We start from the raw sequence: 23,514 nt of genomic DNA on the forward strand, positions 1-23,514 counted from the left end.
GCGGGCGCGCTGGCGGCGCCCCTGGCCGGCCGCGTCGCCGACCGCCGCGGCCCCGCCCGCCTGGCCCGCCTGGGCGCCGCGCTGACCGCCCTGTCCTTCGCCGCCATGGCGCTGCTGCCCCTGCTGCCGCCCGCGGCCGCGCTGTGGCTGATCGCCGCCAGCGCCGTCGGCTTCGACCTGGGCATCCAGATGTCGCTGATCGCCCACCAGAGCATCGTGTACGGCCTGGATCCCGCGGCGCGCAGCCGCCTGAACGCGGTGCTCATGACCGGCGTGTTCGTCGGCATGGCGGCCGGCGGCGCGCTGGGCAGCATGGCGCTGGCCCGCTGGGGCTGGACCGGCGTGACGGCGCTGGCCGCCGCGACGGCCATCGCCGCCCTGGCGCTGCGCGCCTCGCGCCGGCGACCCGCGGCCGCCCTGCAATGCGAGGCCTGACATCTCCGCGGGCCATGGCCGGGGCGCCTGATCGGGCCGGCCACGGCCGCCGCCCGGCCTCGGCCAGCGGGAACTTGGATAACCGGCGGAGCCACGCGTTCCACCAGGGCCTGGGCTTCGAAGAAACCGAGCGCGTGGTGTTCTTCCGCAAGCGCATCCGCCCTCAACGCCAGGGGCTGCCCACCTGAATGTAGAAGGCGTTCTGGTCGCGGCTGTGCGCGATGTCCACGCCCACCGCCAGTCCGAGCTTGCTGGCGATCAGGTAGCGGAATCCGGCGCCCACGCTGACCACGGTGGAGGCCTCGGAGAAGGTGTTCCATCGGCCGTAGGCCTTGCCCACGCCCGAGAATCCCAGCAGCGACCAGCGCGGCGTGACGTTCCAGCGCAGTTCGACTTCGCCGGTCAGCGCGTCGCAGTCCTGGTAGCGGCCGCGCGAGACGCCCCGCAGGTCCACGTAGGGCTGCGCGTAGAACGGCACGGCGCCGCGGGTGAATTGGCCATCGCCGCGCAGGCCCAGCGTCCATTTCGGCGCGACCGGAAACCAGGTATAGCCGCGCGCCCGGTAGTCTTCGAAGGTGGAATCGCTGCCCACCCATCCGCGCGCGAACTGCGCCTCGAACTCCGCGTAGGTGCCGCGGCTGGGATACAGCAGGTTGTCGCGGGTGTCGTAGTCCACGACCAGCCCGAGCTTGCCCACGTCGTTGCCGAATTCCGCCTGGGACAGTTCGTGCGCGGGTTCGCCGGTGAACCGGGTGTCCGAATGAAAATAGGTATAGCGCGGGCCGGCGTACCAGGGGGTGTCGCCCAGCCTGGCCAGCACCTGCTGCACCAGGGCCGTGCCTTTGATCTCGCAGCTGCGGCCATGGCTGGAGGCGCCGTAGTACTCCAGGTTGAACCGCCCATTGGCCAGCCCGCCCAGGTAGCGGTAGCGATCCCCGTCCCAGCTATGGAAATGGAACAGGCCGCCGCCGCGGCTGCCGTTCTCGGTGGCAAACCCTCCAACGCCGGTAATGTTCGGCGTCGAGACCTTGCCGTCCTGGCCGGCGCCGGACTCCCCTTCCGAAAAATGCAGGAGCATCACGCCGCCGCCGTACCCGACCGCCGGCTCTGTGATGATGACCGGCACGGGAAACACGCCGCTGTTGCGCAGCAGGAAGTGGCTGAGGTCGAGGCCCTCGCCCCCGCCGCCGTCCGCCGCGCCTTCGCTCAAGGCAGGCGCATGCATCGACAAGACGCCGAGCAGGCCGAAAGCGAAACGAATCCATATCCGCATAGGGTTTTGTGGCGCAAGCGATTCTTGTCGACAGCCGACGACTCAGGAACAACATAGCACCAAATCCCGCTCTAGGCCGTCCTCGCGGGGGCCGGGCCGAATTTGCGATCGGTCTTGGCGTACCGGTCCAGCGCCTCGCGGTCCAGGATGGTCAGGCCGCCATAGCGCGTCTGCAACACGCCGGCGCGCGCCAGCCGCGTCAACGCGGCATTGCAGCGCTGGCGCGACACCCCGCAAAGACTGGCGATCTCCTCCTGCGAGATCTTCAGGCGCCCGTCCGTTCCCGAATGCGACTCGGCCGCCAGCTGGGCCGCGACGGCGCGCGCCACCATGGTGTCGACGTCGAGCAGCACATTGCCGGTATAGCTCGCCATCAGCCAGTCCACCCGCTCCGCCAGGTGCTCCATCAAGGCCTTGGTGAACTCGATATTGTGGTTCCACAGCCATTCGCACGTGTCGCGCGGCAGGATCACCACGCGGCTGGGCCGCAAGGCCACCAGATCGTAGTCGAACCGCGCGCCGCGGATCATGGTGGCTTCGCCGAACCAGCTTCCCGTGCTGAAGCCGGCCAGCGACAGGGTCTTGCCGTCGGCGCCGCCCGACGACCATTTCACCAGGCCGTCGACCACCCCGTACCAGCCGGGCGAGCGCTCCCCGACGCGGAACAGGTATTCGCCCGTCCGCAGCGATACCAGGCGCAGGCTGGCGCGGATCTCCTCGCGCTCGGCGTCCGGCAGGCCGTTGTACCAGGGCACGACGCCCAGCATCCTGTCCACCGCGCCCTGCGCCTTCCGCCGGCGCGCGCTCAATGCCTGGTCTCCCGTCTCCGCAGACGCCATGTCCATCGCTTCCTCATCGCCGGCTGTGTGGTCCCGCCCAGGTAAACCCTAGGGTGCTTTGTCACCATGGTGACTGTCCGCGCGACTGGCCCGGTCACAGAATAAGGGAGCCCGTCGGGCCAAAAAACATAAGAGGAGACAGCAATGTTGTCAATGTCGCGCGCCATGTCCGCCGCCGCAACCTGCGGTGCCATCCTGTTGGCGGGGCCGGGCGGCGCCCATGCGCAGTTCTCGGACGACGTCATACGGATCGGCTTCATTACCGACCTCTCCGGCGTGTATTCCGGCCCCGACGGCCCCGGCGGCGCCGAGGCCATCAAGATGGCGATCGAAGAGATGGGCGGCGCGATCGACGGCAAGAAGATCGAACTCCTGGTCGCCGACCACCAGAACAAGGCCGACATCGCCTCGGCCAAGGCCCGGGAATGGTTCGACCAGCGCGGGCTGGACATGTTGATCGGCGGCACGAATTCCAGCACCGCCCTGGCCATGTCCAAGGTGGCCTCGGACAAGAAAAAGCCCATCATCGTGGTCGGCGCGGGCGCGCCGGCGCTGACCAACGAACAGTGCACGCCCTATACCCTCAACTACGCGTACGACACCGTCGCGCAGGCGCGCGGCACCGGCGGCGCCGTGGTCAAGACGGGCGGCAAGACCTGGTACTTCCTGACGGCGGACTACGCCTTCGGCACGGCGCTGCAAGCCGACACCACCAACGTGGTGCAGGCCGCCGGGGGCAAGGTCCTGGGCTCGGTCAAGCATCCGCTGTCCTCCAGCGACTTCTCCTCGTTCCTGCTGCAGGCGCAAAGCAGCAAGGCGGAGATCCTGGCCCTGGCCAACGCCGGCGCCGATGCCACCAACGCCATCAAGGCGGCCAACGAATTCGGCATCACCCAGACCATGAAGCTGGCCGGCATGATCATGTTCATCAACGACATCCACGCCATGGGGCTGGGCCCGACGCAAGGCATGTACCTCACGGACAGCTGGTACTGGAACGGCTCGGACGCGGCCCGCGCCTGGGGCCGCGAGTTCTACAAGCGGCGGCAGGCCATGCCCTCGTCGCTGCAGGCCGCCGACTACTCGGCCGCGCTGCAATACCTGCGGGCGGTCAAGGCCACCGGCACGGACGACCCCGACCGCGTGCTCGCCCACCTGCGCGCCAACAAGCTGAACGACATGTACATCAAGGACGGCGTGGTTCGCCCCGACGGCCGCGTCGTGCACGACATGTACCTGCTGCAGGTCAAGACGCCCGAACAGTCCAAGGAACCCTGGGACTACTTCAACGTCGTGCAGACCATCGACGGCAACGAGGCCTTCACCAAGAAGGCGGAGAGCCGCTGCGCGCTGTGGAACTGAGCCGCGCCCGGCCCCACCGACACCCGAAAGAGAATCGAATGTCCAAACGCAAAGTGATCGTGACCATCGCCCCCACCGGGGGCATGGCGTTCAAGAGCCAGAATCCCCACCTTCCGACCCAGCCCGACGAAATCGCCGAGGACGTCTACCGCTGCTACAACGCGGGCGCCAGCGTGGTGGCCCTGCACGCGCGCCGCCCCGACGACCAGGCCACCTGCGACGCGTCGATCTATCGCGACATGAACCGCCGCATCCGCGACCGCTGCGACATCGTCCTGAACAATTCCACGGGCGGCGGCGTGCACGGCGACATGGTCAAGGAAACATCGCCCGGCACCTGGGAAATCCTGTGGGAGGAACGGCTCAAGGGCATGGATGCGGGCGCCGAGATGTGCACGCTGGACGCCACCACGCTGAACCTGGCCTTCGGCGAGCGCGAATACCTCATGAACACGCCCCTGAGCCGGGCCCGCGAACTGGCCGCCGGCATGAAGGCGCGCGGCATCAAGCCCGAGTGGGAAGTCTTCAGCCCCACGCACATCCTCCAGGACGCCACCACGCTCATCGACGAAGGCCTGGACGACGGCCCGCCTTTCATCAACCTGGTCATGAACGTGCACCGGAACTTCCAGAACGCCATGCCGTTCTCGCCGCGCCACCTGCAGATGATGGTGGACCTGCTGCCGAAGAACAGCGTGTTCTGCGTCAGCGGCATCGGCCCCTCGCAACTGGAGGCGAACCTCAGCGCGCTGCTGCTGGGCGGCCACGCCCGCGTCGGCCTGGAAGACAATCTTTACTACCGCCACGGCGAACTCGCCACCAACGTGCAGCTCACCGAGCGCATCGTGCGCATCATCCGCGAACTGGACATGGAGCCGGCCACGCCCGCCGAAGCCCGGGAAATCCTGGGCCTGCCCCGGACCGACGGCCCGCGGCCAGAATTCGCCGTGTAAGGGAGGCGGCGGACATCATGAGCGAATCACTGAAAGGCAAGCGCGTCCTCGTCACCGCGGGCGCCAACGGCATCGGGCTGGCGATCGCGCGCAGGTTCCTCGAATCCGGCGCCGAGGTCCACGCCTGCGACGTGGACGCGGCCGCCTGCCGCGCCGTCGAGGGCAGCCATCCGCGCCTGAGCGTAAGCGTGGCGGACGTCTCGTCCGAAGCGCAGGTGCAGGGCCTGTTCCGCGAGCTGTCCGCGAAATGGGGCAGGCTTGACGCGCTGATCAACAATGCCGGCGTGTCCGGCCCGACCAGCCGGCTCGAAGACACCACGCTGGAGGCCTGGCACCACACGCTGGAAGTCAACCTGACCGGCACCTTCCTGTGCGCGCGCAGCGCGGTGCCGCTGCTGCGGGCGGCCGGCGGCGGCGCCATCGTCAACATCTCTTCGGTGGCGGGGCGCCTGGGCTTCTCGCTGCGCACGCCCTACAGCGCCAGCAAGTTCGGCCTGGCCGGCCTGACGCAGACCTGGGCCATGGAGCTGGGCCCGTCCAACATCCGCGTCAATTCCGTGCTGCCGGGCGTGGTGGCCGGCGAGCGGGTCGAGCGCATCATCGCCGCGCGCGCCGACGCGGCCGGCGTCGGCAACGACGAGATGCGCGCGCAATTGCTGTCCGGCGTTTCGCTGCGCCGCATGACGCGCCCGGAAGACGTGGCCGCCCAGGTCGCCTTCCTGTGCTCGGACGACGGCGCCATGATCAGCGGCCAGAGCATCTCGGTCTGCGGCAACGTGGAGCACCTCGGCTAGCCGCGCCAAACCTTTGAGTTACATCAAGGTTAACCTCGGGTCCGGCCTCCCCGGACCCGTCCCCTTGCGCCATAATCAGAATGCCGCGACACCCTGAGGCGTCGCGCGGGGCCGCTGGCGGCCTCTTCGGTTTCCCTCCACCCGGAACAGGCGGACCCGGCATTCATGCAAAGACTGATCCTCCCTCTTCCCGGCAATGAAGGATTCGCGGCCCGGCTCGCCGCCCTGTGCGAGGGCGAACTCGGCGCCGTGGAGACCCGCCGCTTCCCGGACGGCGAAAGCTACGTGCGCCTGCACGGCGATCCGCAAGGACGCCCCGTGGACATCGTGTGCACGCTCGCCCATCCGGACTCCGCCTTCCTGAGCCTGGTTTTCGCGGCCGACGCCGCGCGCGAGCTCGGCGCCACCGAGGTCAACCTGGTGGCGCCCTATCTGGCCTACATGCGCCAGGACAAGCGCTTCCATCCCGGCGAAAGCATCAGTTCGCTGTCGTTCGCGCGCCTGGTGTCGTCGACCTTCGACCGGCTGCTGACCGTCGATCCCCACCTGCACCGCCACCCCTCGCTCGGGTCGCTCTACGCCATTCCCACCGCCACGCTGCATGCCGCGCCGCGCCTGGCCGACTGGATCGCCGCCAACGTGCCGGCGCCGCTGATCGTCGGGCCGGACGAGGAAAGCCAGCAATGGGCCGGCTCCATCGCCGCCCGCATCGGCGCGCCGGCAGTCGTGCTGCGCAAGACCCGCCGCGGCGATCGCCAGGTCGACATCGAGGTGCCCGATCTCTCGCCCTGGCGCGACCGCACGCCGGTGCTGGTGGACGATATCGCTTCGTCCGGCCGCACCCTGGTGGTGGCGGCCGGAAAACTCGCCGGCATGAAGCCGCCGCAATGCGTGGTCGTGCATGCCCTGTTCGCCGACGATGCCTGGGCCCAGGTATCCGGCTGCTTTGAACGCGTCGTGTCCACCGACACGGTGCCGCATCCCAGCAATCGCATCGAACTCGCCCCGCTGCTGGCCGACGCGCTCCTGCGCGGCCTGCGCGATTGATCCCCGATTCCAAAGGAATACCGCGATGAAGCTTCGTGAGCATTGGCTATCCGGCCATGGCCCCATCCAGCACCGTGCCGACACCGTCGCCCGCGTCGACGCCCTGGTGGCCCGACTGACGGCCAGCGGCCGCATCGCCAGCCCCGACGACGCCTACGCCATGCTGGCCGCGGCCGACCGCCTGGGCTGCGCGGCCATGAACGTGGTCGCGCACATGACCTATGCGCGGCGCATCGACCTGGCCGGCCAGCCGCTGGCGGCCGAGGATTTCAAGTCCAATCCCGAAGGCCACACGGGCGGATCGCTCAACATGGTGCCCGCCTTCGTCGCCTATCTGCTGGCCAATGCGCTGACCGGCCAGACCCGCGGCTGGCTCATGGGCCAGGGCCATTGCGTGGCCGCCATCGAAGCCGTCAACGCCCTCACCGGCGATGTCTCCGAGGCGCAGCGCGGCCGCTACGACCGCAGCGAAGCCGGGCTGCGGCGCCTCATCACGGATTTCTATTCCTACGCCATCGACGCCCGCGGCCTGCCCGCCGTTCCGCTGGGCAGCCACGCCGGCCCCAACACGGCGGGCGCCGTGTCCGAAGGCGGCTACCTCGGGTTCGCCGGCCTGCAATACGTGCACATGCCGCTGCCCGGCGAAGGCTTGGTGGCCTTCCTGAGCGACGGCGCCTTCGAAGAGCAGCGCGGGTCCGACTGGGCCACGCGCTGGTGGCGCGCCGAAGACTGCGGCCAGGCCGTGCCCGTCATGGTCCTGAATGGCCGGCGCATCGAGCAGCGCACGCAGATCGTCCAGGAAGGCGGCGCGCAGTGGCTGGCCGAAGACCTCCGGCACAACGGCTTCGATCCGCTCATCGTCGACGGCCGCGACCCCTCCGCCATCGCCTGGGCCATCATCGCGGCCGAGGAACGGCTGGCCGCCGGCCTGTCCGCGCCGGACTTCCAGTATCCCGCCTCGCTGCCCTATGTGATCGCCGAGACCGAAAAGGGCTACGGCTTTCCGGGCGCCGGCACCAACGCCGCGCACAACCTGCCGCTGGGCGGCAATCCTAGCGTCGACCAAGCCGCCCGCGACGCCTTCAACGACAGCGCGCGCAAGCTCTACGTCCCCGGGCCGGAACTGGACGCCGCCATCGCCCTCCTGGCCAACCACCGCGCCCAGCGGCGTCCGCTCGAAAGCGGGCATGCCATGGCGCGCCGCCATCCGGACGATCCCGTCCTGCCCGAGCCCGCCTGGGAGGCCACCGGCACCCAGGGCAGCGCCATGGCCGCGCTGGACCGCTGGTTCGTGGAACTGGCGCGCGCCAATCCGGCGCTGCGCGTGCGCGTCGGCAACCCGGACGAACTGGCCAGCAACAAAATGGGCGGCGCGCTGGCCCTGCTCAAGCACCGCGTCAACCGCCCCGAACCCGGCGTGCCGGAAGACCTGCACGGCGCCGTCGTCACCGCGCTGAACGAAGAAGCCGTGGCCGCCGCGGCGCTCGCCAACAAGGCCGGCCTGAACCTCATCGTCAGCTACGAAGCCTTCGCGGTGAAGATGCTGGGCCTGCTGCGCCAGGAGATCATTTTCGCGCGCCGCCAGAAGGAGCTCGGCCAGTCGCCGGGCTGGCTGTCGGTGCCGCTGGTGGTCACCTCGCATACCTGGGAGAACGCCAAGAACGAGCAGTCCCACCAGGATCCCACCATCGGCGAAGCCCTGCTGGGCGAAATGTCCGACACGTCGCGGGTGCTGTTCCCCGTGGACGGAAACAGCGCGGCGGCGGCATTGCGCGCCGTCTATGCGCGCCGCGCCCAGGTGGCCTGCGTCGTCGTGTCCAAGCGCGACGGCCCGCAGCGTTTCGAGGCGCGGGCCGCTCAGGCGCTGGTCGAACAGGGCGCGGCGCACATCGCGGGCGATCCGTCGGCCAGCGCGCTGCAATTCGTCGCCATCGGCGCCTACCAGCTGGAAGAAGCCTTGAAGGCCCGCGCCCACCTGGCCCGGCTGGGCCACGAATGCTGCGTGTCCGTGGTGCTGGAACCGGGCCGCCTGCGCATCCCGCGCGACGAACTCGAATCCGCGTTCGTCCTGCCCGACGCCGCCTTGCGCGCGCTGTTCCCGGCCGGCCTGCCCCGCGTCCTGCTGTGCCACACGCGCCCCGAGCCCATGCTGGGCGTCCTGCGCCGCCTGGACGACGGCCCGGCCCGCACACGAGCCCTGGGCTACATCAGCCGGGGCGGCACCCTGGACGTGCCCGGCATGCTCTTCGCCAACCGCTGCACCTGGGCGCACGCGGTCGATGCCGCCGCCGCCGTGGCCGGCTGGCGCCGCGAAGACGTGCTGGACGCGCCCCGGCTTCAGGCCATCGACGGCCGGGGCAACCCCGCCGACCTGCTCGACTCCCACTCTTGACGCACAAGGACATCATGCTCTCACTGACCTGCCTAGGCGGCGCCGGCACCGTCACCGGATCCAAGCACCTCCTGAGCCATGGAGACACCCGGCTGCTGATCGACTGCGGCCTGTTCCAGGGCCTGAAGAACCTGCGCGAACTGAACTGGCAGAGCCTGCCCGTCGCGCCGGCCGACATCGACGCGGTGGTGCTGACCCACGCCCACCTCGATCACTGCGGCTACCTGCCGCGCCTGGTGGTCGAGGGCTTCAAGGGCAAGATCCACGCCACGGCCGCCACCCGCGACGTGGCCAGGCTCATCCTGCTCGACAGCGCCACCCTGCAGGAGAAGGACGCCGACTTCGCCAACCGCAAGGGCTACTCCCGGCACGCGCCGGCGCTGCCGCTCTACCGCGTCGTCGACGCCGAACGCGCGCTGGCGCGCTTTTCCGACGTCGCGCTGCATCAGCCCGCGGCCCTGCCGGGCGGCGCCACGCTGACGCTGCGCCGCGCCGGGCACATCCTGGGCGCGGCGACCGCGCAGATCGACATCGGCGGCATGCGGGTGGTCTTCTCCGGCGACCTCGGCCGCTACGGCGATCCCGTGATGCACGACCCCGAGCCCGTGCGCGAGGCCGATTACATCGTCATCGAATCCACCTACGGCAACCGGCGCCACGACACCGCGGACCCCATCGAAGCCCTGGGCGCCATCATCGAGCGCACCGTGCAGCGCGGCGGCACCGTCGTGATCCCGGCGTTTGCCGTGGGTCGCGCGCAGACCCTCATCCACGCGCTGTGGAAGCTGCGCCAGGCCGGCCGACTGCGCAACGTGCCCGTCTACCTCGACAGCCCGATGGCAACCAGCGCCACCGAACTGCTGGAGCGGCACGCCAGCGATCACAAGCTGTCGTCGAGCGAATGCGAAGCCGCCTGCTCGGCCGTGACCTACGTGCGCGACGTGGAGGAATCCAAGGCCCTGTCGGCCAACCGCTACCCCAAGGTCATCATCTCGGCCAGCGGCATGGCGACCGGCGGCCGCGTGCTGCACCATATCGCGGCCTTCGGCACCGACCATCGCAACACCCTGCTCTTCTCGGGCTTCCAGGCGGCCGGCACGCGCGGACGCAAGCTGCTCAACGGCGCCACCGAAACCAAGATCTACGGCCAGTGGACGCCGATCAACGCGGAAGTCAACGAACTGCCCATGCTGTCGGCGCACGCCGACAGCGACGAACTCATGCGCTGGCTCTCGGGTTTCCAGGAAGCGCCGCGGCGCGTTTTCATCGTCCACGGCGAACCCGAAGCGTCCGAGGCGCTGCGCGAGCGCATCCAGCGCGAGCTCAACTGGCATGCCACCGTGCCGCTGCAGGACCAGAGGTACGAACTTTGAGCAGCATCCCCGAGCTGAAGCCGCCCGCCCTGCGCGCCACCCGCATGCGGCTGCATGCGCAGCACCAGCCCATCGCGCTGATGCGCGCCGACTGCCACGTCTGCCGTTCCGAAGGCCTGTCTTCCCGTTCGCAAGTGCTGATCACCTCGAACGGCCACGACGTCCAGGCCCAGCTCTACCAGATCGACAGCGACCTGCTCGCGCTCGACGAAGTCGCGCTGTCGGAAGACGCCTGGGACGCGCTCGGCATACGCGACGGCGACCACGTGCGGGTCAGGCACCCGCCGGTGCTCGAATCGCTGGCCGGCGTGCGCCAGCGCATCTACGGCCGCCGCCTGGGCGAGGAGGAATTCGCGGCCATCGTGCGCGACGTGGTCCGCGGCCGCTACACCGACGTGCATCTTTCCGCCTTCCTCACCGCCACGGCCACGCTGCCGCTGAGCCTGGACGAAACCATCTACCTGACGCGGGCCATGGTCGACGTCGGCGACCGCCTGCGCTGGAACGCTCCCATCGTGGTGGACAAACACTGCGTCGGCGGCCTGCCCGGCAACCGCACCACGCCGCTGGTGGTGGCCATCGCCGCGGCCAACGGCCTGGTCATGCCCAAGACGTCATCGCGCGCGATCACCTCGCCGGCCGGCACCGCCGACACCATGGAGATGCTGGCGCCGGTGAACCTCGGCATCGACAAGCTGCGCGAAGTCGTGGAGGCCGAAGGCGGCTGCGTCGCCTGGGGCGGCTCCATGCACCTGAGCCCGGCCGACGACGTCTTCGTGCGCGTGGAGCGCGAGCTCGACATCGATACCGAAGGCCAGTTGATCGCCTCGGTGCTCTCCAAGAAAATCGCCGCCGGCGCCACGCACGTGGTGATCGACATTCCGGTCGGCCCCACCGCGAAGATCCGCAGCCGCGAAGCCGCCGAGCGCCTGGCCGGCCATCTCGTCGAGACCGCCTCCCGCTTCGGCCTGACCCTGCGCTGCCTGTACACCGACGGCAGCCAGCCGGTGGGCCGGGGCATCGGCCCGGCGCTGGAAGCCCGCGACGTGCTGGCCGTCCTGCGCAACGAGGCCGACCAGCCGCAGGACCTGCGCGACCGCGCCGCGCTGGTCGCCGGCGCCGTGCTGGAAGTGGGCGGCGTGGCGCTGCCGGGGCAAGGCATCGACCTCGCCTTGAAGACCCTGGACAGCGGGCAGGCCTGGGAAAAATTCGCGCGCATCTGCGCGGCCCAGGGCGGCCTGCGCGAGCCCCCGCGGGCCGCGCACGTCGAGCCGCTCGTCGCGTTGCAGGCGGGCCGCGTGACGCACATCGACAACCGCAAGCTGTCGCGGCTGGCCAAGCTGGCCGGCGCGCCGGAACGGCCCGCCGCCGGCGTGTCGCTGCATGCCCGCCTCGGCGACGAGGTGGCGCGCGGACAACCCTGGGTCTTCCTGCACGCGCAGACGCGCAGCGAAATGGCCTATGCCCTGGAGTATGCGCGCCATGCCGGCGACATCCTGACCATCGAAGCCTGAGGCCGCTCGCCGGCGAGGGACTGTCATTGCCGCGTCACTGGCGCGGAATATAAAGCAGGCCCCTCTTGTCCACTCAGGATGTTTTCCGTGATGTCGAAGTTCGATGATGAAAAGGGCTTGCCGGCCGCCGTTTCCCCCAGCGCTCCCACGCGCCGCAGTTTCTTGCGCGGCGGCCTGGCCGTCGCCCTGATTCCCGGCGCCGGCCTGCTGACCGCATGCGGCGGCGGAGACGACGACGATGACACCGGCCACCCCGTCGAAGGCGAAACGCCGCAGCCCGCTCCCGGCCCCGGCGCCGATACGACCAAGGGCTCGCGCTTCGCCCTGGCCGTGCTGCCCGACACCCAGTTTTACGCCCGCTACGCCACGCAGGCCGAGAACAGCCAGTACAGCCGCAAGTTCGGCAGCGAGCCTTTCATGGCCCAGACGTTCTGGGTCGCCGCCAACGCCGCCGCGCTGAACATCCCGTTCGTCGCGCACCTGGGCGACGTGGTGGACCAGGTCGGCAAGCCCGACCAGTGGAAGGTGGCCGACCAGGCCATGCGGGTGCTGGAAACGGCCAAAGTGCCGTACTCGGTGCTGGCCGGCAACCACGACGTGCTCCAATCGCTGGAATACGTGGACCCCTCCAGCCAGGCCAGCGGCACCGATGCCCAGCGCACCCTGGCCAACGAACCCTATCTGCAGTGGTTCGGCGCCTCGCGCGCCAAGCGCATGACGACCTTCGGCGGCCGCGATCCCAGCGGCTTCCATGAGTACCATGTCTTCGAAGCCGAAGGGCAGAAATTCATGGTCCTGTCGCTCTCGTGGCGCATCTCGGACGACGGAATCGCCTGGGCGCGCCGCGTCATCGGCGAGCATCCCACCCTGCCCGTCGTCCTGGTCAACCACCAGCTCCTGAACATCGGCCGCGATGGCGTCAGCCCGCTGGAGACCGCCTACGGCAACATGCTGTGGGAACGTCTGATCCGCGACAACGACCAGATCTTCATGACGCTCAACGGCCATCACCACGGCGCCGCGCGCCAGACGCGCGTCAACGACTTCGGCAACAAGGTCGAGCTCATGGTGGTCGATTACCAGATGGCCTACCAGGGCGGCAACGGCCTGATGCGCCTCTACGAATTCGACCTGACCCACAACAAGATCCATGTCCTGTCCTTCTCGCCCTGGGTGGTGCAGAAGCCGCGCGACACGCTCACGCAGTTCGACCAGGCCGTGCTGAAAACGGAGAACGAGCAGTTCACCATCGACATGGACTTCGCCGCCCGCTTCTCGGGATTCAACAAGCAGTTCAAGCCGGGCGAGAACCTGCGCGCCTCGCTGGTCGATGCCGCCAGCGCGATGATCCTCGCCGGCTACACGGAACCCGAAGTGGCGACGTCCCGCGCCCCCGCGGACGCGGAAGACTATCCCAAGGTCGCCAGCACCGTGGCGCACTGGCGCTTCATCGGCGGCGCGGCCGGACAGCCGGTGGCCGCCGGCCACGTCATTGAAGACCGCGCCGGCCTGAACCCGCTGCATCGCGCCGCCCTGAACTCCGAGACCGGCGTGCTGACCGCGCAGCTGGGCGACCTGCAATGGAGCACCGACAAGCACTACCTGTCGGCCGCCGCCGGCTCGGTGCGCTTCGCCAATACCGACAAGAACGCCAAGCGCCTGAGCTACTTCCTGACCGACGCCGCGGCGCCGCTGAACGCGATGGACTTCGCGGGCACCGGCTACACCGTGGAAGCCTTCGTCAAGATCGACCGGGACTGGGCCTCCAACCTGCATGCCTGGATGAACATCATGACCCGCGACGGCCGGCGCGACACCATCCCGGGCTACTCGGGCGGGGACGGCGAATCGCCTCCGCTGCTGTTCGCGGTCTCCAGCCTGCGGGAGATCCAGTGGGAAGTGGTCACGCCCCAGGCGGGCACCCGTTCGCCCCAGGCCAGCTGGTCCGGCGAAATCATGGCCGACAGCTGGGTGCACATCGCCGTGGTGGCCGACCCGGCGGCGCAGGAGAGCATCATGTACATCGAGGGCGCGCCCGTGCTGCGCAATTCCGGCAACGCGACCGGCCTGGCGCCGGTGTCGGCGGCCATGCCCTGGGTGGTGGGCGCCGGCTCCTGGGACGGCGAACGCACCGATGGCTTCTTCGGCAACATCGGTGAAATCCGCATCGCCGCCGAGCCCCTGCAGCCCGGCCAGTGGCTGTCGGCGCGCCGCGGCTAAGCCGCCAAGAACAAACCGGCGGCTCCGCGCTCCGGGCGTCGGAGCCCTCCCGGTTTTTCGGGGCCGCATCGGGCGCGGTAGGATGGATCAGACCCGACAGGAGGCATCATGGAAAAGGCTAAATGGGATTTCCAGATCGAGCATCCGATCCACGACAACGACGCCTGGCGCATTGGGTACACGCTCATTTCCCCGATCGAAGGCGCGCCAGAAGAGCGGATCGCCATCGATGAGCGCTTTCCTTCCGCGCAGGACGCGATCGACGAAGCGACCCGCCTCGCGCAGATCCACGTCGCGGACCTGAACGGCGACACCGCCACCTTCGAACCGCCGACCGAGGACGAAGTCCCGTTCGGCAAGAATCCGCGCTTCTAGCGCGGCGCGCGGCCCCGGCTGCCCGGCTGCTATCCGGGGCCGGAGTCGGCCAGGGCCGTCACGCGGCGGCAAAAGCGAGCGGCGCCGCCGTCTTCTCCCGCAACGCTTCCCGCGAGACGCCGGGCGCCAACTCCTGCACGACCAGGCCTTCGCCCGTGACGTCCATTACCGCGAGGTCGGAGATGATCCGGTGCACCACGCCCCTGCCGGTCAGCGGCAGCGAGCACTGTTCCATGATCTTCATGCCGCCATCGCGCGTGCTGTGCTCCATAAGCACGATCACCCGGCGAGCGCCCCCGACCAGATCCATGGCGCCTCCCATGCCCTTGACCATCTTCCCCGGAATCATCCAGTTCGCCAGATCGCCCTGCGCGCTGACCTGCATCGCTCCCAGGATGGTGAGATCCATGTGCCCGCCCCGGATCATGGCGAACGACATGGACGAGGAACAGATCGATGCGCCGGGCGCCATCGTCACCGTCTGCTTGGCGGCGTCGATAAGATCGGGGTCGATTTCATCCTCGTACGGAGGCGGTCCGATGCCGATCAGCCCGTTCTCCGATTGAAGCCAGACCTGCATATCGGCGGGCACATACTGCACCACTTTGGTGGGCAGCCCTATGCCCAGGTTCACGTAGTCGCCGTCGCGCAGTTCCCGCGCCGCGCGCGCCGCCATCTGTTCATGTGTCCAAGCCATCGCGCATTCTCCTTACTGGGGCCGTGAACGGAAACTCTTGCGCTCGACCCGCTTCTCCGGGTTGGGAACGACGACGATGCGATCGACGAAGATGCCCGGCAGGTGCACGTCATCGGGATCGATATCTCCCTCGTCCACCAGCTCCTCCACCTCGGCTATCGTTACCGCGCCTGCCATCGCCACGTCGGGATTGAAATTGCGCGCGGTTCGCGCGAAGACGAGATTGCCGGACCGGTCTGCGCGTTTGGCCTTCACCAGCGAGACGTCCGCGCGCAGCGCCAGCTCCATGATGTAAGTCTGGCCGCCGAACTGCCGGGTCTCCTTGCCTTCCTCGACCACGGTGCCCACACCCGTTCTTGTAAAAAATGCCGGGATTCCCGCCCCGCCCGCCCGCAGGCGCTCGGCCAGCGTCCCTTGCGGGTTGAATTCCAGCTCCAACTCACCGCTCAGGTACTGTCTTTCGAACTCCTTGTTCTCGCCCACGTACGAGGCGATCATGCGCTTGATCTGGCGCGACTGCAGCAGCAGCCCCAATCCAAAGTCATCGACGCCGGCGTTGTTGCTGATGCAGGTGAGATCGCCGACGCCGCTTGCGCGCATCCCGGCTATCAACGCCGAGGGTATGCCGCAAAGGCCGAAGCCTCCCACGGCTATGGTTTGGCCGTCCGTGATCACCCCGTCCAGGGCGCCGGCCACATCTCCGTATATCTTTCTCATTCTCTAACCGAAGTAAGGGGGTTGAGTGCGTACCAACGCCTCAGATACTAGGGATTCGAGCAAGCCGGAACAATGGATTCGGCGCAACCTTATTGTGCAATTCTGCACAGCACTCAAGCGGGCGGGTGGAAAAGCGCCGGTTGTGATTCGACTTGCTCGCGGATGAAGCGCCAGGCGAACTGGTAGCGCTTGATTCTCAGCAGGTCTTCGGGCGCCGCGATCCACAGGCTGCGCGTGATGAGCGGCTTGTCGGGAAAAACACTGATCAGGTCGCCGCTCCGGATATTGGCGACATAGGGTGTGAGCAGCACCAGCCCGAGTCCGGCGGCGGCGGCCGAGCGCTGTGCCAGCACGCTGTTTGAGGTGAAGCAGCGCTTGGGTTCGGCGACCAGTTCTTCCAGCACGCGATAGCGCTCGCTGACCGAGCCATCATGGATGTAGTCCACGAAATCGTGCTCGGCGAGGTCGCCGAGTTCGCGGATCGGAGGATGGCTCTTCCGGTAGCCGGGCGAGCAGTACAGGAAGTAGTCGATCTGCGCGAGCCTGGCGACCTTGTACCGACCCATCTCCGGCGGATCGAGCGTGACCAGGATTTCGACCTCGCGCGTCACGAGGCTGGGAAACTGGGGCTGGGCCATCAACTCGATGCGCAGCCCCGGATGCTTCTGGCGCAGCTGGGCCATGCCCGGCGCAAGCACGTGTATGCCGAATGCCTCCGGCGTGCCCACTCGCACATTGCCCTTGATGAAGTCCGCGACCTCCAGGCTCTCCTCGACGGCAGCCAGCAGCGCGCTTTCCATCCTCTCGGCGTGGGGGATCAATGCATGGCCGGCGTCCGTCAGGGAGTAGCCGCTACGGCGACGGTCGAACAGCACCACCCGCAAGGTGGCCTCCAGTCTGTCGATGCGCCGCGACACCGTGGAGTGCTCGATGCCGAGCTTCTCTCCTGCATCGGAGATGGTTCCGAGCCGGGCCACGGCAAGGAAAACTCTCAGGTCGTTCCATTCAGGGTGCTTATCCATGGCTCATTGTGCATCAGCGCACAGTAAGGGTGCAACGGTGACCTTTGATAAAGCGAATGCGGATCGCACAATTGCGCCAGCAGTTGCACACAAGCACGCGTTCCCGCACCGAGCAGCAGCGCTCGTGCCGCCGAAAACGCCCGCCAAATCACGTGTATGGAGTTGGAGTCGAGAATGACTGAAAGCCACCGTTATAAGCATTACACGGCGATCGAATTCGACCGTCCCCTGGAACGCGTCCTGCGCCTGACGCTGAACAATCCCGAGCGCATGAATTCGCTGGATTCGCGGGGCCACGCCGAACTGGCGGAGGTCTGGCGCGAGATCGACACCGATCCGGACGTCAGCGCGGTGATCATACGCGGCGCAGGACGGGCTTTCTCGGCCGGCGGCGACTTCCGCATGCTGGAAGAGATCAATGACGATTTCAAGGCCAGGGCCCGCGTCTGGCGCGAAGCCCGCGACCTCGTCTACAACCTCATCAACTGTTCCAAACCCATCGTTTCCGCGATTCACGGCCCGGCGGTCGGCGCGGGCCTGGTAGCGGCCTTGCTGGCCGACATCTCGATCGCGGCCAGGTCCGCTCGCATCGTGGATGGACACACCAAGCTGGGCGTGGCCGCGGGCGACCATGCTGCCATCATCTGGCCCTTGCTCTGCGGCATGGCCAAGGCCAAATACCACCTGATGTTGTGCGAACCGGTGAACGGCGAGCAGGCCGAAGCCCTGGGCCTCGTCTCCTTGTGCGTCGACGACGACGCGCTCCAGGACAAGGCGCTGGAGATCGCGGGGAAACTCGCGGCGGGCGCGCCGGCCGCGCTACGGTGGACCAAGTACGCGCTGAACAACTGGCTGCGCCAGGCCGGCCCCATCTTCGACACTTCCCTGGCCCTGGAATTCATGGGTTTCGGCAGCCCCGAGGCGCGCGAGGGCGTGAGCGCGCTGCAGGAGCGGCGCGCGCCGAAGTTCGATCTGGACATCGCCATCTAGGCGGAGCGGCGCGCATGGAACCAATCAAAACGGTGGCCTTCGTCGGCGCTGGAAACATGGGCGGCCCAATGGCGCTCTGCGTGGCGCGCGCCGGTTTCGACGTCATGGTCTGCGATCTCGATCCCGCGGTGCGCGAGGGCTTTTCGCGCATCGGCATCCCCGCCACCGCCGATGTGACGGACTGCGCCGCGGCGGACGCGATCATCGTGCTGCTCGCCAATGACGCGCAGATCACGGGCGCGCTGCTCGGCGAGCGCGGGCTGGCCGGCGCCATTCCTGCCGGCCGGCGTCCCATCATATGCATGATGAGCACTACCCTGCCAGCAACGCTGCGCGCGCTGGAGGCGCCGCTGGCCGCGGCGGGCGCGCGCCTGCTCGACGCGCCCGTCAGCGGCGGCATCATCGGCGCGCGGGAAGGCACGCTCACCATCATGCTGGGCGGCAACCCCGTCGACCTCCAACAGACGCAGACGCTGATGCGCGCAATGGGAACGCGCATTTTCCATTGCGGCGCGCTGGGCTCGGCCGCGGTCGCCAAGATCATTAACAACATGCTGTGCGTGGCCAATATGTTCCTGACCGCCGAGGCCATCGAACTGGCGCAGGCGCATGGACTGCCCTTCGAAACCCTTGCGCCCATCCTGGATGTCAGCACCGGGAAGAACTTCCTGACGGCGGACGCGGCCGTGGGACGGGCGCAGTACCGCGCCTGGGCCCCGACCGAAGAGGCCTTTGCAGCCATCCACCGCATTGTCGGCAAGGACCTGCACCTGGCCCAGGCGCTGGGCGAACTGGCCAGCCTCGACCTCGGGCTGCTTAAGCAAGTCTCGCGCTATGTGGACGAAGGCGGCGGCGCCGCCGCCACCCGCTGGACCCGCGCCGGGCTGGTATCCGGCCCGGCATAACGACATACCGGACTTCCGGTACCAGCCGGCCCACGCCGGCAAACCACTACACCTATAAATACGGAGATAACAGGATGAAGAACCTCAACAGCGTTCTCGCCGCGGCATCGTTGACGGCGGCCTCCCTGCTGTCGGGCAGCGCCCACGCGCAGGAATCCAAAACCTTGATACTCGGCGTGTCGGCGCCGATGTCGGGCGCCGCAGCGACCTGGGGGCTGGGACAGGAATGGACCGCCAAGCAGGCCGCCCGGGAAATCAACGACGCGGGCGGCGTGAAGATCGGCGGCACCACCTACAAATTCGAGGTCCGCGCGTACGATAACAAGTACAACGCCGCCGAAGGCACCAAGGTCGCGCAGAACATCGTAAACCGCGACAAGTCGCGCTACGTCGTCGGCAGCATCGGCACCGCGCCCATCCTGGCGCTGCAATCGCTGACCGAGCGCAACCACGTCATTCTGTTCACGTCGGCCTGGGGCAAGACCGTCAAGGGGCCGACCAAGCCCTACACCCTGACCCAGTCCGCGACGCCGTTCGAGATCCTGGAGCCGCTGTACGCCTACGTCAAGGGCAAGCACGCCTCGATCAAGACCGTCGCCATGCTCAACCCCAACGATGCCACCGGCAAGGAAACCGAGCCGGTCGCGCAGCAGGCCTGGGAGAAACTGGGCGTCAAGGTAGTCTCCGTCAACTGGTACGAACGCGGCACCACCCAGTTCCAGCCCATCGCGCAAAAGCTGGCGGCGGCCAAGCCGGACGTCATCGACCTGGGCGTCTCCCCTCCCGCGGATGCGGGCGTCCTGTTCCGGGAGCTGGCTGTGCTGGGTTGGGACGGCGTAAAGGTGCAGCCGGTCGGCACCGGCGCGGCGCAACTCGTGGACATCGGCGGCAAGGCGGCCGATGGCGTCTACATGGGCTTCTCGGGCGATTATGCCGGCGCCCAGGCAACCAGCAAGCAGCGCGAACTCAACGAGGGGATGAAGAAGGCTGTCGGCGAATCACTCAATCCGCTGCAGCTGGCGCCCTACGACTCCGTCTACGCCCTAAAGGCGGGCATGGAGGCGGCGCAGAGCATCGAGCCCGCCGAGATCCTGAAAGTCCTGCCCAAGATCGTTTTCGACACCTCCTACGGCAAGACCGCGTTCGGCGGCGAAGCCACTTACGGCTCGCCCCAGCAGCTGCTCGTCCCGGTCATGATCACGCAGATCCAGGACGGCAAGCTGGTCGAAGTGGAGCGCGTGGTTCCGCAAGAGCTCCAGCAACGCCTGGCCGCAGGCAAGTAAACAACACACCGGACGGTTACGAGTCGGGGGGAGACAAGTTGGACGTCTACATGCAATTGATCACGAACAGTATGCAGATCGCCGCGGCATACATACTGTTCTCGCTGGGCCTGACGCTGATCTTCGGCGTCATGCGGATCGTCAACTTCGCGCACGGGGAGTTCTTCACGCTGCCCTTGCTGGTCATGGGCGTGACGGTTCCGCTGCTCGCGAGCGCCCAATTGCCGCTGGTCGTGTCTTATGCGCTGGGCGGCGCGCTGGGAATCGCCGTGACGCTGCTGCTGGGAGGACTGATCTACAAGTTCGCCCTGCAGCGGTTCCAGCGCGACATGACCGGATCCTTCGTGGTGTCGGTCGGCCTCTCGCTCCTGCTTCAGGGCATTTTCCTGGAAGCCTTCGGCGGCGTTCCGAACAAGCTGCCCGCGCTGGTCGAAGGCACCGTGAACATCATGGGCGCCTACATCACCATTCAGCGGTTGATCATCACGTGCTGCGCGCTGCTGGTGGCCGCGCTTATGTGCTGGACCATTGTTTCCAGCCGCCTGGGCAAGGCCTTGCGCGCGGTTTCGGAAGACCACGAAGCGGCGATGCTGCAGGGCATTCCCTACCGCCGGATCGCCCTTGCCGGCTTTTTCATCGCCACCGCGCTCGCCGCGATCGCGGCCGTGCTGCTCTCACCCGTAACCGTTTCCAGCCCCATCATCGGCAGCGACTATCTCATCCGCGGCTTCATCGCGATCGTGATCGGCGGGCTGGGCAGCATTCCGGGTGCGATCCTCGGCAGCCTGCTGATTGCCGTGATCGAGAGCCTGGGCGGCTATTACTTAGATCCCACCTGGGCCACGATCACGATGTTCGCCCTGACCATGTTTGTACTACTCGTTCGCCCGAAGGGAATTCTCGGAAATGGCTAAACCGCTACTCGCTCCCGCAATCGCGTCGGCCGGCCTGGTGCTGCTGGCCGGCATCCTGCTCCAGGGCGGCGGCCTCACCGCCAGCCTGGTCCTGTGGCTGGCCATCAACGTATTGATCACGGCCAGCTTCCGCTTCGTCACCTTGATCGGCGAGCTCAACTTCGCCGTGGCCGGCTTCGTCGGCCTCGGCGCCTATATGGCGGGCATCGGAACCGTATCGCTGCATTGGCCCTTCCTGCTCGCGCTGGCCGCCAGCGCCGTCTTCGCAGGACTGATCAGCCTGGTCTTCGGCTATATCACCCTGCGCGCCAAGGGCCCCTACTTCATGCTCATCAGCTTCGCTTTCACGGAAGTGATACGCATGATCTACACCAAGACCGAGGCGATCGGCGGAAGCTCCGGCATGGTCGGGATCTTTCCGCCCGCCTACCTCGACGGCTACCTCCCTGCCGTCGTCGTCGGGGTGGTAGTGCTGCTGCTGTGGACGCTCTGGTTCATCGAGAAGTCCGATTTCGGCAAAGTGCTGGTGGCCATACGCAACAACGACGCCATCGTCGAAACCGTGGGCATCAACGTGCATTTGGCCAAGGTGCTTTGCCTGGCGGTTTCTTCGTTCGTGGCCGGCATCGCCGGCGCCCTGCTGGCCTTCTCGAACAACGTGATCAGCCCCGGCGACTTCGGCTTCCTGCTCGCCGTGTACGCCCTGGCCTATCTGAAGGTCGGCGGCGAATCACACATCCTGGGCGCGGTGGTCGGCGCCATCGTGCTGACCTTGCTGGGACAGTTTGCCTTGAGCTTCGGCCCCTACGAGCACATCTTCTACGGCGCGGCCATCGTCATCTCGGTGCTGTTGCTGCCGGGCGGACTGATCGGGCTGGGCCGCTACCTCGACAAGCGCGCGCCCAGGCTGGCGGGCGCGGCGAAATCCCAAGCCTGAGGCCCCCATGGAAAACCAAGTACTACTCAAAGTCGACGGGATGAGCCGCCGTTTCGGCGGGCTGGTGGCGATCAAGGAATTGAGCTTCGAAGTGCGCCAGGGCGAAATCCTGGGCCTCATCGGCCCCAATGGCGCCGGCAAAAGCACCACCTTCAACGTGGTCAGCGGTTATTACAAGCCGTCAGGCGGCAGGTTGAGCTTCCTGGGCCGGGACATCACCGGCCAGAGCGCTGCCCGGATCTCCCGCCAGGGCCTGGTCCGGACCTTCCAGCACGACAGCATGCTGCGCGACATGAGCGTCTACGACAACATCGTCGTGGGCACTTTCGCGATGATCCGCAGCAAGGCCGAACGCGACGCACGGGTGCGTGAAACGGCGGCGTTGATGGGGCTGGGCGACGTGCTCGACGAGATCGCCGGCAACCTTTCCCACGGACTGCAGCGGCTGGTCAGCATTGCGATCGCGTTCGCCGCCCGGCCCAAGCTGCTCTGCCTGGACGAACCCCTGACCGGCCTCAATCAGACCGAAGCCGCCTCGGTGCTGGCCATCTTCCGCAGGATGCGCGAGGACCACGGCGTTTCGATACTGCTGGTCGAGCACAACATGAAGGCCGTCATGGACATTTGCGACCGCATCGTGGTGCTGGATTACGGCGTGTTTCTGGCCACCGGCAGTCCCGCCGAGATACAACGGGATCCGCGCGTGATTTCGGCCTATTTGGGGAAACGGCATGAACATTGACGGCAATGTGCTCGAAGTCGAGGACCTCTCGGTGATGTACGGCATCGTGCCCGCGGTCAGCGCGGCAAGCTTCACGGTGCGGCGAGGTTCCATCTCCACCATCGTCGGCTCCAACGGCGCCGGCAAATCGACCATCATGAAGGCCTTGACCGGCCTGGTCGCCCCCTCTTGCGGCCGCGTCCGCTTCCTTGGCGAAGACGTCACCGGGATGGCGCCGGACGCGCTCGTGGCGCGCGGCCTGGTCCTGGTGCCGGAAGGACGGCGCCTGTTCAAGGCGATGACCGTGGGCGAAAACCTGGAGCTTGGGGCCTATCGGGAAAAGAGCCGGCACGCCATCCAGGAGGGAATGGCCGGCGTGCTGGAACGCTTCCCCGCCCTGAAGAGCCGGCTCAAGTCTCCAGCGGGCAGCCTCAGCGGCGGCCAGCAGCAGATGGTCGCGGTCGGACGCGCCCTGATGGCCCGACCACGGCTACTGCTGCTCGACGAACCCACGATCGGGCTTGCCCCGGCCATCGTCGACACCATCGCGCAGATCATCCAGGACATCGCGGCGGAAGGCGTGGACGTGATGCTGGTCGAACAGAATGCCGAAATGGCGTTGGAGATCGCCACCCACGCCTTCATTCTGGAACGCGGCGAGATCCAGCTTCAGGGCCTGGCCTCTGAACTCGCCCGCAGCGAGGCGGTGCGCAAGGCCTACCTGGGTATTTGATTGCCGGCGGCGCGACGC

General features: G+C 67.6%; 22 protein-coding genes. 17 read left to right on the forward strand and 5 right to left on the reverse strand.

Annotated features, from left to right (window positions below; translation table 11 throughout):
• Positions 1–435, forward strand: a 435-nt coding sequence (locus ADE01S_RS22145) for an MFS transporter (RefSeq protein ID WP_156494259.1), incomplete at its 5' end; no start/stop codon positions are given.
• Between the two features lie 163 nt (positions 436–598).
• On the opposite strand, the gene ADE01S_RS22150 is transcribed toward ADE01S_RS22145, so the two are convergent.
• Together ADE01S_RS22150 and ADE01S_RS22155 are read right to left on the reverse strand one after the other, a co-directional pair.
• Positions 599–1,660, reverse strand: a complete 1,062-nt coding sequence (locus tag ADE01S_RS22150) for a BamA/TamA family outer membrane protein (protein ID WP_242663423.1) — start codon at positions 1,658–1,660, stop codon at positions 599–601.
• 119 nt (positions 1,661–1,779) lie between these two features.
• A complete protein-coding gene (locus ADE01S_RS22155; protein ID WP_075873339.1) occupies positions 1,780–2,547 on the reverse strand; it encodes a Crp/Fnr family transcriptional regulator in 768 nt (255 codons plus the stop codon).
• Positions 2,548–2,700: 153 nt separating this feature from the next.
• Here ADE01S_RS22155 and ADE01S_RS22160 point away from each other — a divergent pair, with 153 nt between their 5' ends.
• From ADE01S_RS22160 to ADE01S_RS22200, 9 genes are all read left to right on the forward strand, one after another.
• A complete protein-coding gene (locus tag ADE01S_RS22160; protein ID WP_062683976.1) occupies positions 2,701–3,909 on the forward strand; it encodes an ABC transporter substrate-binding protein in 1,209 nt (402 codons plus the stop codon).
• 38 nt (positions 3,910–3,947) lie between these two features.
• Positions 3,948–4,862: a beta-keto acid cleavage family enzyme gene (locus ADE01S_RS22165; protein ID WP_062683910.1), complete on the forward strand. Its 915-nt coding sequence runs from the start codon at positions 3,948–3,950 to the stop codon at positions 4,860–4,862.
• Between the two features lie 17 nt (positions 4,863–4,879).
• On the forward strand, positions 4,880–5,656 hold the full coding sequence (locus ADE01S_RS22170; RefSeq protein WP_062683911.1) for an SDR family oxidoreductase: 777 nt from the start codon (positions 4,880–4,882) through the stop codon (positions 5,654–5,656).
• 165 nt (positions 5,657–5,821) lie between these two features.
• Positions 5,822–6,703 (forward strand): ribose-phosphate pyrophosphokinase, encoded by an 882-nt coding sequence (locus tag ADE01S_RS22175; protein WP_062683912.1) that lies wholly within the window; start codon positions 5,822–5,824, stop codon positions 6,701–6,703.
• Between the two features lie 25 nt (positions 6,704–6,728).
• Positions 6,729–9,095, forward strand: coding sequence for a phosphoketolase family protein (locus tag ADE01S_RS22180; RefSeq protein WP_062683913.1), 2,367 nt, complete (start codon positions 6,729–6,731; stop codon positions 9,093–9,095).
• Positions 9,096–9,109: 14 nt separating this feature from the next.
• Complete coding sequence (locus ADE01S_RS22185) at positions 9,110–10,468, forward strand: MBL fold metallo-hydrolase RNA specificity domain-containing protein (RefSeq protein ID WP_062683977.1); 1,359 nt, start codon at positions 9,110–9,112, stop codon at positions 10,466–10,468.
• Positions 10,465–11,982: a thymidine phosphorylase family protein gene (locus tag ADE01S_RS22190; RefSeq protein WP_062683914.1), complete on the forward strand. Its 1,518-nt coding sequence runs from the start codon at positions 10,465–10,467 to the stop codon at positions 11,980–11,982. Before ADE01S_RS22185 ends, ADE01S_RS22190 begins: the two co-directional genes overlap by 4 nt.
• A gap of 90 nt (positions 11,983–12,072) precedes the next feature.
• Entirely contained in the window at positions 12,073–14,202 is a 2,130-nt protein-coding gene (locus tag ADE01S_RS22195; RefSeq protein WP_062683978.1) for a LamG-like jellyroll fold domain-containing protein, read from the forward strand.
• 108 nt (positions 14,203–14,310) lie between these two features.
• Positions 14,311–14,577: a hypothetical protein gene (locus ADE01S_RS22200; RefSeq protein ID WP_062683915.1), complete on the forward strand. Its 267-nt coding sequence runs from the start codon at positions 14,311–14,313 to the stop codon at positions 14,575–14,577.
• Between the two features lie 58 nt (positions 14,578–14,635).
• Here the strand turns inward: ADE01S_RS22200 and ADE01S_RS22205 are convergent, their stop codons facing one another.
• The 3 genes from ADE01S_RS22205 to ADE01S_RS22215 form a co-directional block, all read right to left on the reverse strand.
• Positions 14,636–15,274, reverse strand: a complete 639-nt coding sequence (locus ADE01S_RS22205) for a CoA transferase subunit B (protein WP_062683916.1) — start codon at positions 15,272–15,274, stop codon at positions 14,636–14,638.
• A 12-nt stretch (positions 15,275–15,286) separates the two neighbouring features.
• Positions 15,287–15,991, reverse strand: coding sequence for a CoA transferase subunit A (locus tag ADE01S_RS22210; protein WP_062683917.1), 705 nt, complete (start codon positions 15,989–15,991; stop codon positions 15,287–15,289).
• Positions 15,992–16,104: 113 nt separating this feature from the next.
• Complete coding sequence (locus ADE01S_RS22215) at positions 16,105–17,013, reverse strand: LysR family transcriptional regulator (RefSeq protein ID WP_062683918.1); 909 nt, start codon at positions 17,011–17,013, stop codon at positions 16,105–16,107.
• Between the two features lie 174 nt (positions 17,014–17,187).
• On the opposite strand from ADE01S_RS22215, the gene ADE01S_RS22220 reads away from it, so the two are divergent.
• The 7 genes from ADE01S_RS22220 to ADE01S_RS22250 all read left to right on the forward strand — a co-directional run bounded on the left by ADE01S_RS22220 (position 17,188) and on the right by ADE01S_RS22250 (position 23,496).
• Positions 17,188–18,003, forward strand: coding sequence for an enoyl-CoA hydratase/isomerase family protein (locus tag ADE01S_RS22220; RefSeq protein ID WP_062683919.1), 816 nt, complete (start codon positions 17,188–17,190; stop codon positions 18,001–18,003).
• Positions 18,004–18,017: 14 nt separating this feature from the next.
• Positions 18,018–18,908 carry an NAD(P)-dependent oxidoreductase gene (locus tag ADE01S_RS22225; RefSeq protein ID WP_062683920.1) on the forward strand — a complete coding sequence of 297 codons (891 nt, stop codon included), beginning with the start codon at positions 18,018–18,020 and terminating at the stop codon, positions 18,906–18,908.
• Between the two features lie 74 nt (positions 18,909–18,982).
• Entirely contained in the window at positions 18,983–20,191 is a 1,209-nt protein-coding gene (locus tag ADE01S_RS22230) for an ABC transporter substrate-binding protein (RefSeq protein ID WP_062683921.1), read from the forward strand.
• Positions 20,192–20,241: 50 nt separating this feature from the next.
• Complete coding sequence (locus ADE01S_RS22235; protein ID WP_062683979.1) at positions 20,242–21,105, forward strand: branched-chain amino acid ABC transporter permease; 864 nt, start codon at positions 20,242–20,244, stop codon at positions 21,103–21,105.
• Positions 21,098–22,042: a branched-chain amino acid ABC transporter permease gene (locus ADE01S_RS22240; RefSeq protein WP_062683922.1), complete on the forward strand. Its 945-nt coding sequence runs from the start codon at positions 21,098–21,100 to the stop codon at positions 22,040–22,042. The genes ADE01S_RS22235 and ADE01S_RS22240 overlap by 8 nt, the downstream gene beginning before the upstream one ends.
• A gap of 7 nt (positions 22,043–22,049) precedes the next feature.
• Positions 22,050–22,784: an ABC transporter ATP-binding protein gene (locus ADE01S_RS22245; protein ID WP_062683923.1), complete on the forward strand. Its 735-nt coding sequence runs from the start codon at positions 22,050–22,052 to the stop codon at positions 22,782–22,784.
• Positions 22,774–23,496, forward strand: a complete 723-nt coding sequence (locus ADE01S_RS22250) for an ABC transporter ATP-binding protein (RefSeq protein WP_062683924.1) — start codon at positions 22,774–22,776, stop codon at positions 23,494–23,496. Before ADE01S_RS22245 ends, ADE01S_RS22250 begins: the two co-directional genes overlap by 11 nt.
• The last annotated feature ends 18 nt before the right edge of the window (positions 23,497–23,514 follow it).

This window comes from Achromobacter denitrificans NBRC 15125 (assembly GCF_001571365.1).
Taxonomy (GTDB): Bacteria; Pseudomonadota; Gammaproteobacteria; order Burkholderiales; family Burkholderiaceae_B; genus Achromobacter; species Achromobacter denitrificans.

Coding starts and splice junctions, on each gene's coding strand:
- ADE01S_RS22150 (WP_242663423.1), bottom strand. CDS start 1,660: ATGCATGCGCCTGCCTTGAGCGAAGGCGCGGCGGACGGCGGCGGGGGC.
- ADE01S_RS22155 (WP_075873339.1), bottom strand. CDS start 2,547: ATGGCGTCTGCGGAGACGGGAGACCAGGCATTGAGCGCGCGCCGGCGG.
- ADE01S_RS22160 (WP_062683976.1), top strand. CDS start 2,701: ATGTCGCGCGCCATGTCCGCCGCCGCAACCTGCGGTGCCATCCTGTTG.
- ADE01S_RS22165 (WP_062683910.1), top strand. CDS start 3,948: ATGTCCAAACGCAAAGTGATCGTGACCATCGCCCCCACCGGGGGCATG.
- ADE01S_RS22170 (WP_062683911.1), top strand. CDS start 4,880: ATGAGCGAATCACTGAAAGGCAAGCGCGTCCTCGTCACCGCGGGCGCC.
- ADE01S_RS22175 (WP_062683912.1), top strand. CDS start 5,822: ATGCAAAGACTGATCCTCCCTCTTCCCGGCAATGAAGGATTCGCGGCC.
- ADE01S_RS22180 (WP_062683913.1), top strand. CDS start 6,729: ATGAAGCTTCGTGAGCATTGGCTATCCGGCCATGGCCCCATCCAGCAC.
- ADE01S_RS22185 (WP_062683977.1), top strand. CDS start 9,110: ATGCTCTCACTGACCTGCCTAGGCGGCGCCGGCACCGTCACCGGATCC.
- ADE01S_RS22195 (WP_062683978.1), top strand. CDS start 12,073: ATGTCGAAGTTCGATGATGAAAAGGGCTTGCCGGCCGCCGTTTCCCCC.
- ADE01S_RS22200 (WP_062683915.1), top strand. CDS start 14,311: ATGGAAAAGGCTAAATGGGATTTCCAGATCGAGCATCCGATCCACGAC.
- ADE01S_RS22205 (WP_062683916.1), bottom strand. CDS start 15,274: ATGGCTTGGACACATGAACAGATGGCGGCGCGCGCGGCGCGGGAACTG.
- ADE01S_RS22210 (WP_062683917.1), bottom strand. CDS start 15,991: ATGAGAAAGATATACGGAGATGTGGCCGGCGCCCTGGACGGGGTGATC.
- ADE01S_RS22215 (WP_062683918.1), bottom strand. CDS start 17,013: ATGGATAAGCACCCTGAATGGAACGACCTGAGAGTTTTCCTTGCCGTG.
- ADE01S_RS22220 (WP_062683919.1), top strand. CDS start 17,188: ATGACTGAAAGCCACCGTTATAAGCATTACACGGCGATCGAATTCGAC.
- ADE01S_RS22225 (WP_062683920.1), top strand. CDS start 18,018: ATGGAACCAATCAAAACGGTGGCCTTCGTCGGCGCTGGAAACATGGGC.
- ADE01S_RS22230 (WP_062683921.1), top strand. CDS start 18,983: ATGAAGAACCTCAACAGCGTTCTCGCCGCGGCATCGTTGACGGCGGCC.
- ADE01S_RS22235 (WP_062683979.1), top strand. CDS start 20,242: ATGCAATTGATCACGAACAGTATGCAGATCGCCGCGGCATACATACTG.
- ADE01S_RS22240 (WP_062683922.1), top strand. CDS start 21,098: ATGGCTAAACCGCTACTCGCTCCCGCAATCGCGTCGGCCGGCCTGGTG.
- ADE01S_RS22245 (WP_062683923.1), top strand. CDS start 22,050: ATGGAAAACCAAGTACTACTCAAAGTCGACGGGATGAGCCGCCGTTTC.
- ADE01S_RS22250 (WP_062683924.1), top strand. CDS start 22,774: ATGAACATTGACGGCAATGTGCTCGAAGTCGAGGACCTCTCGGTGATG.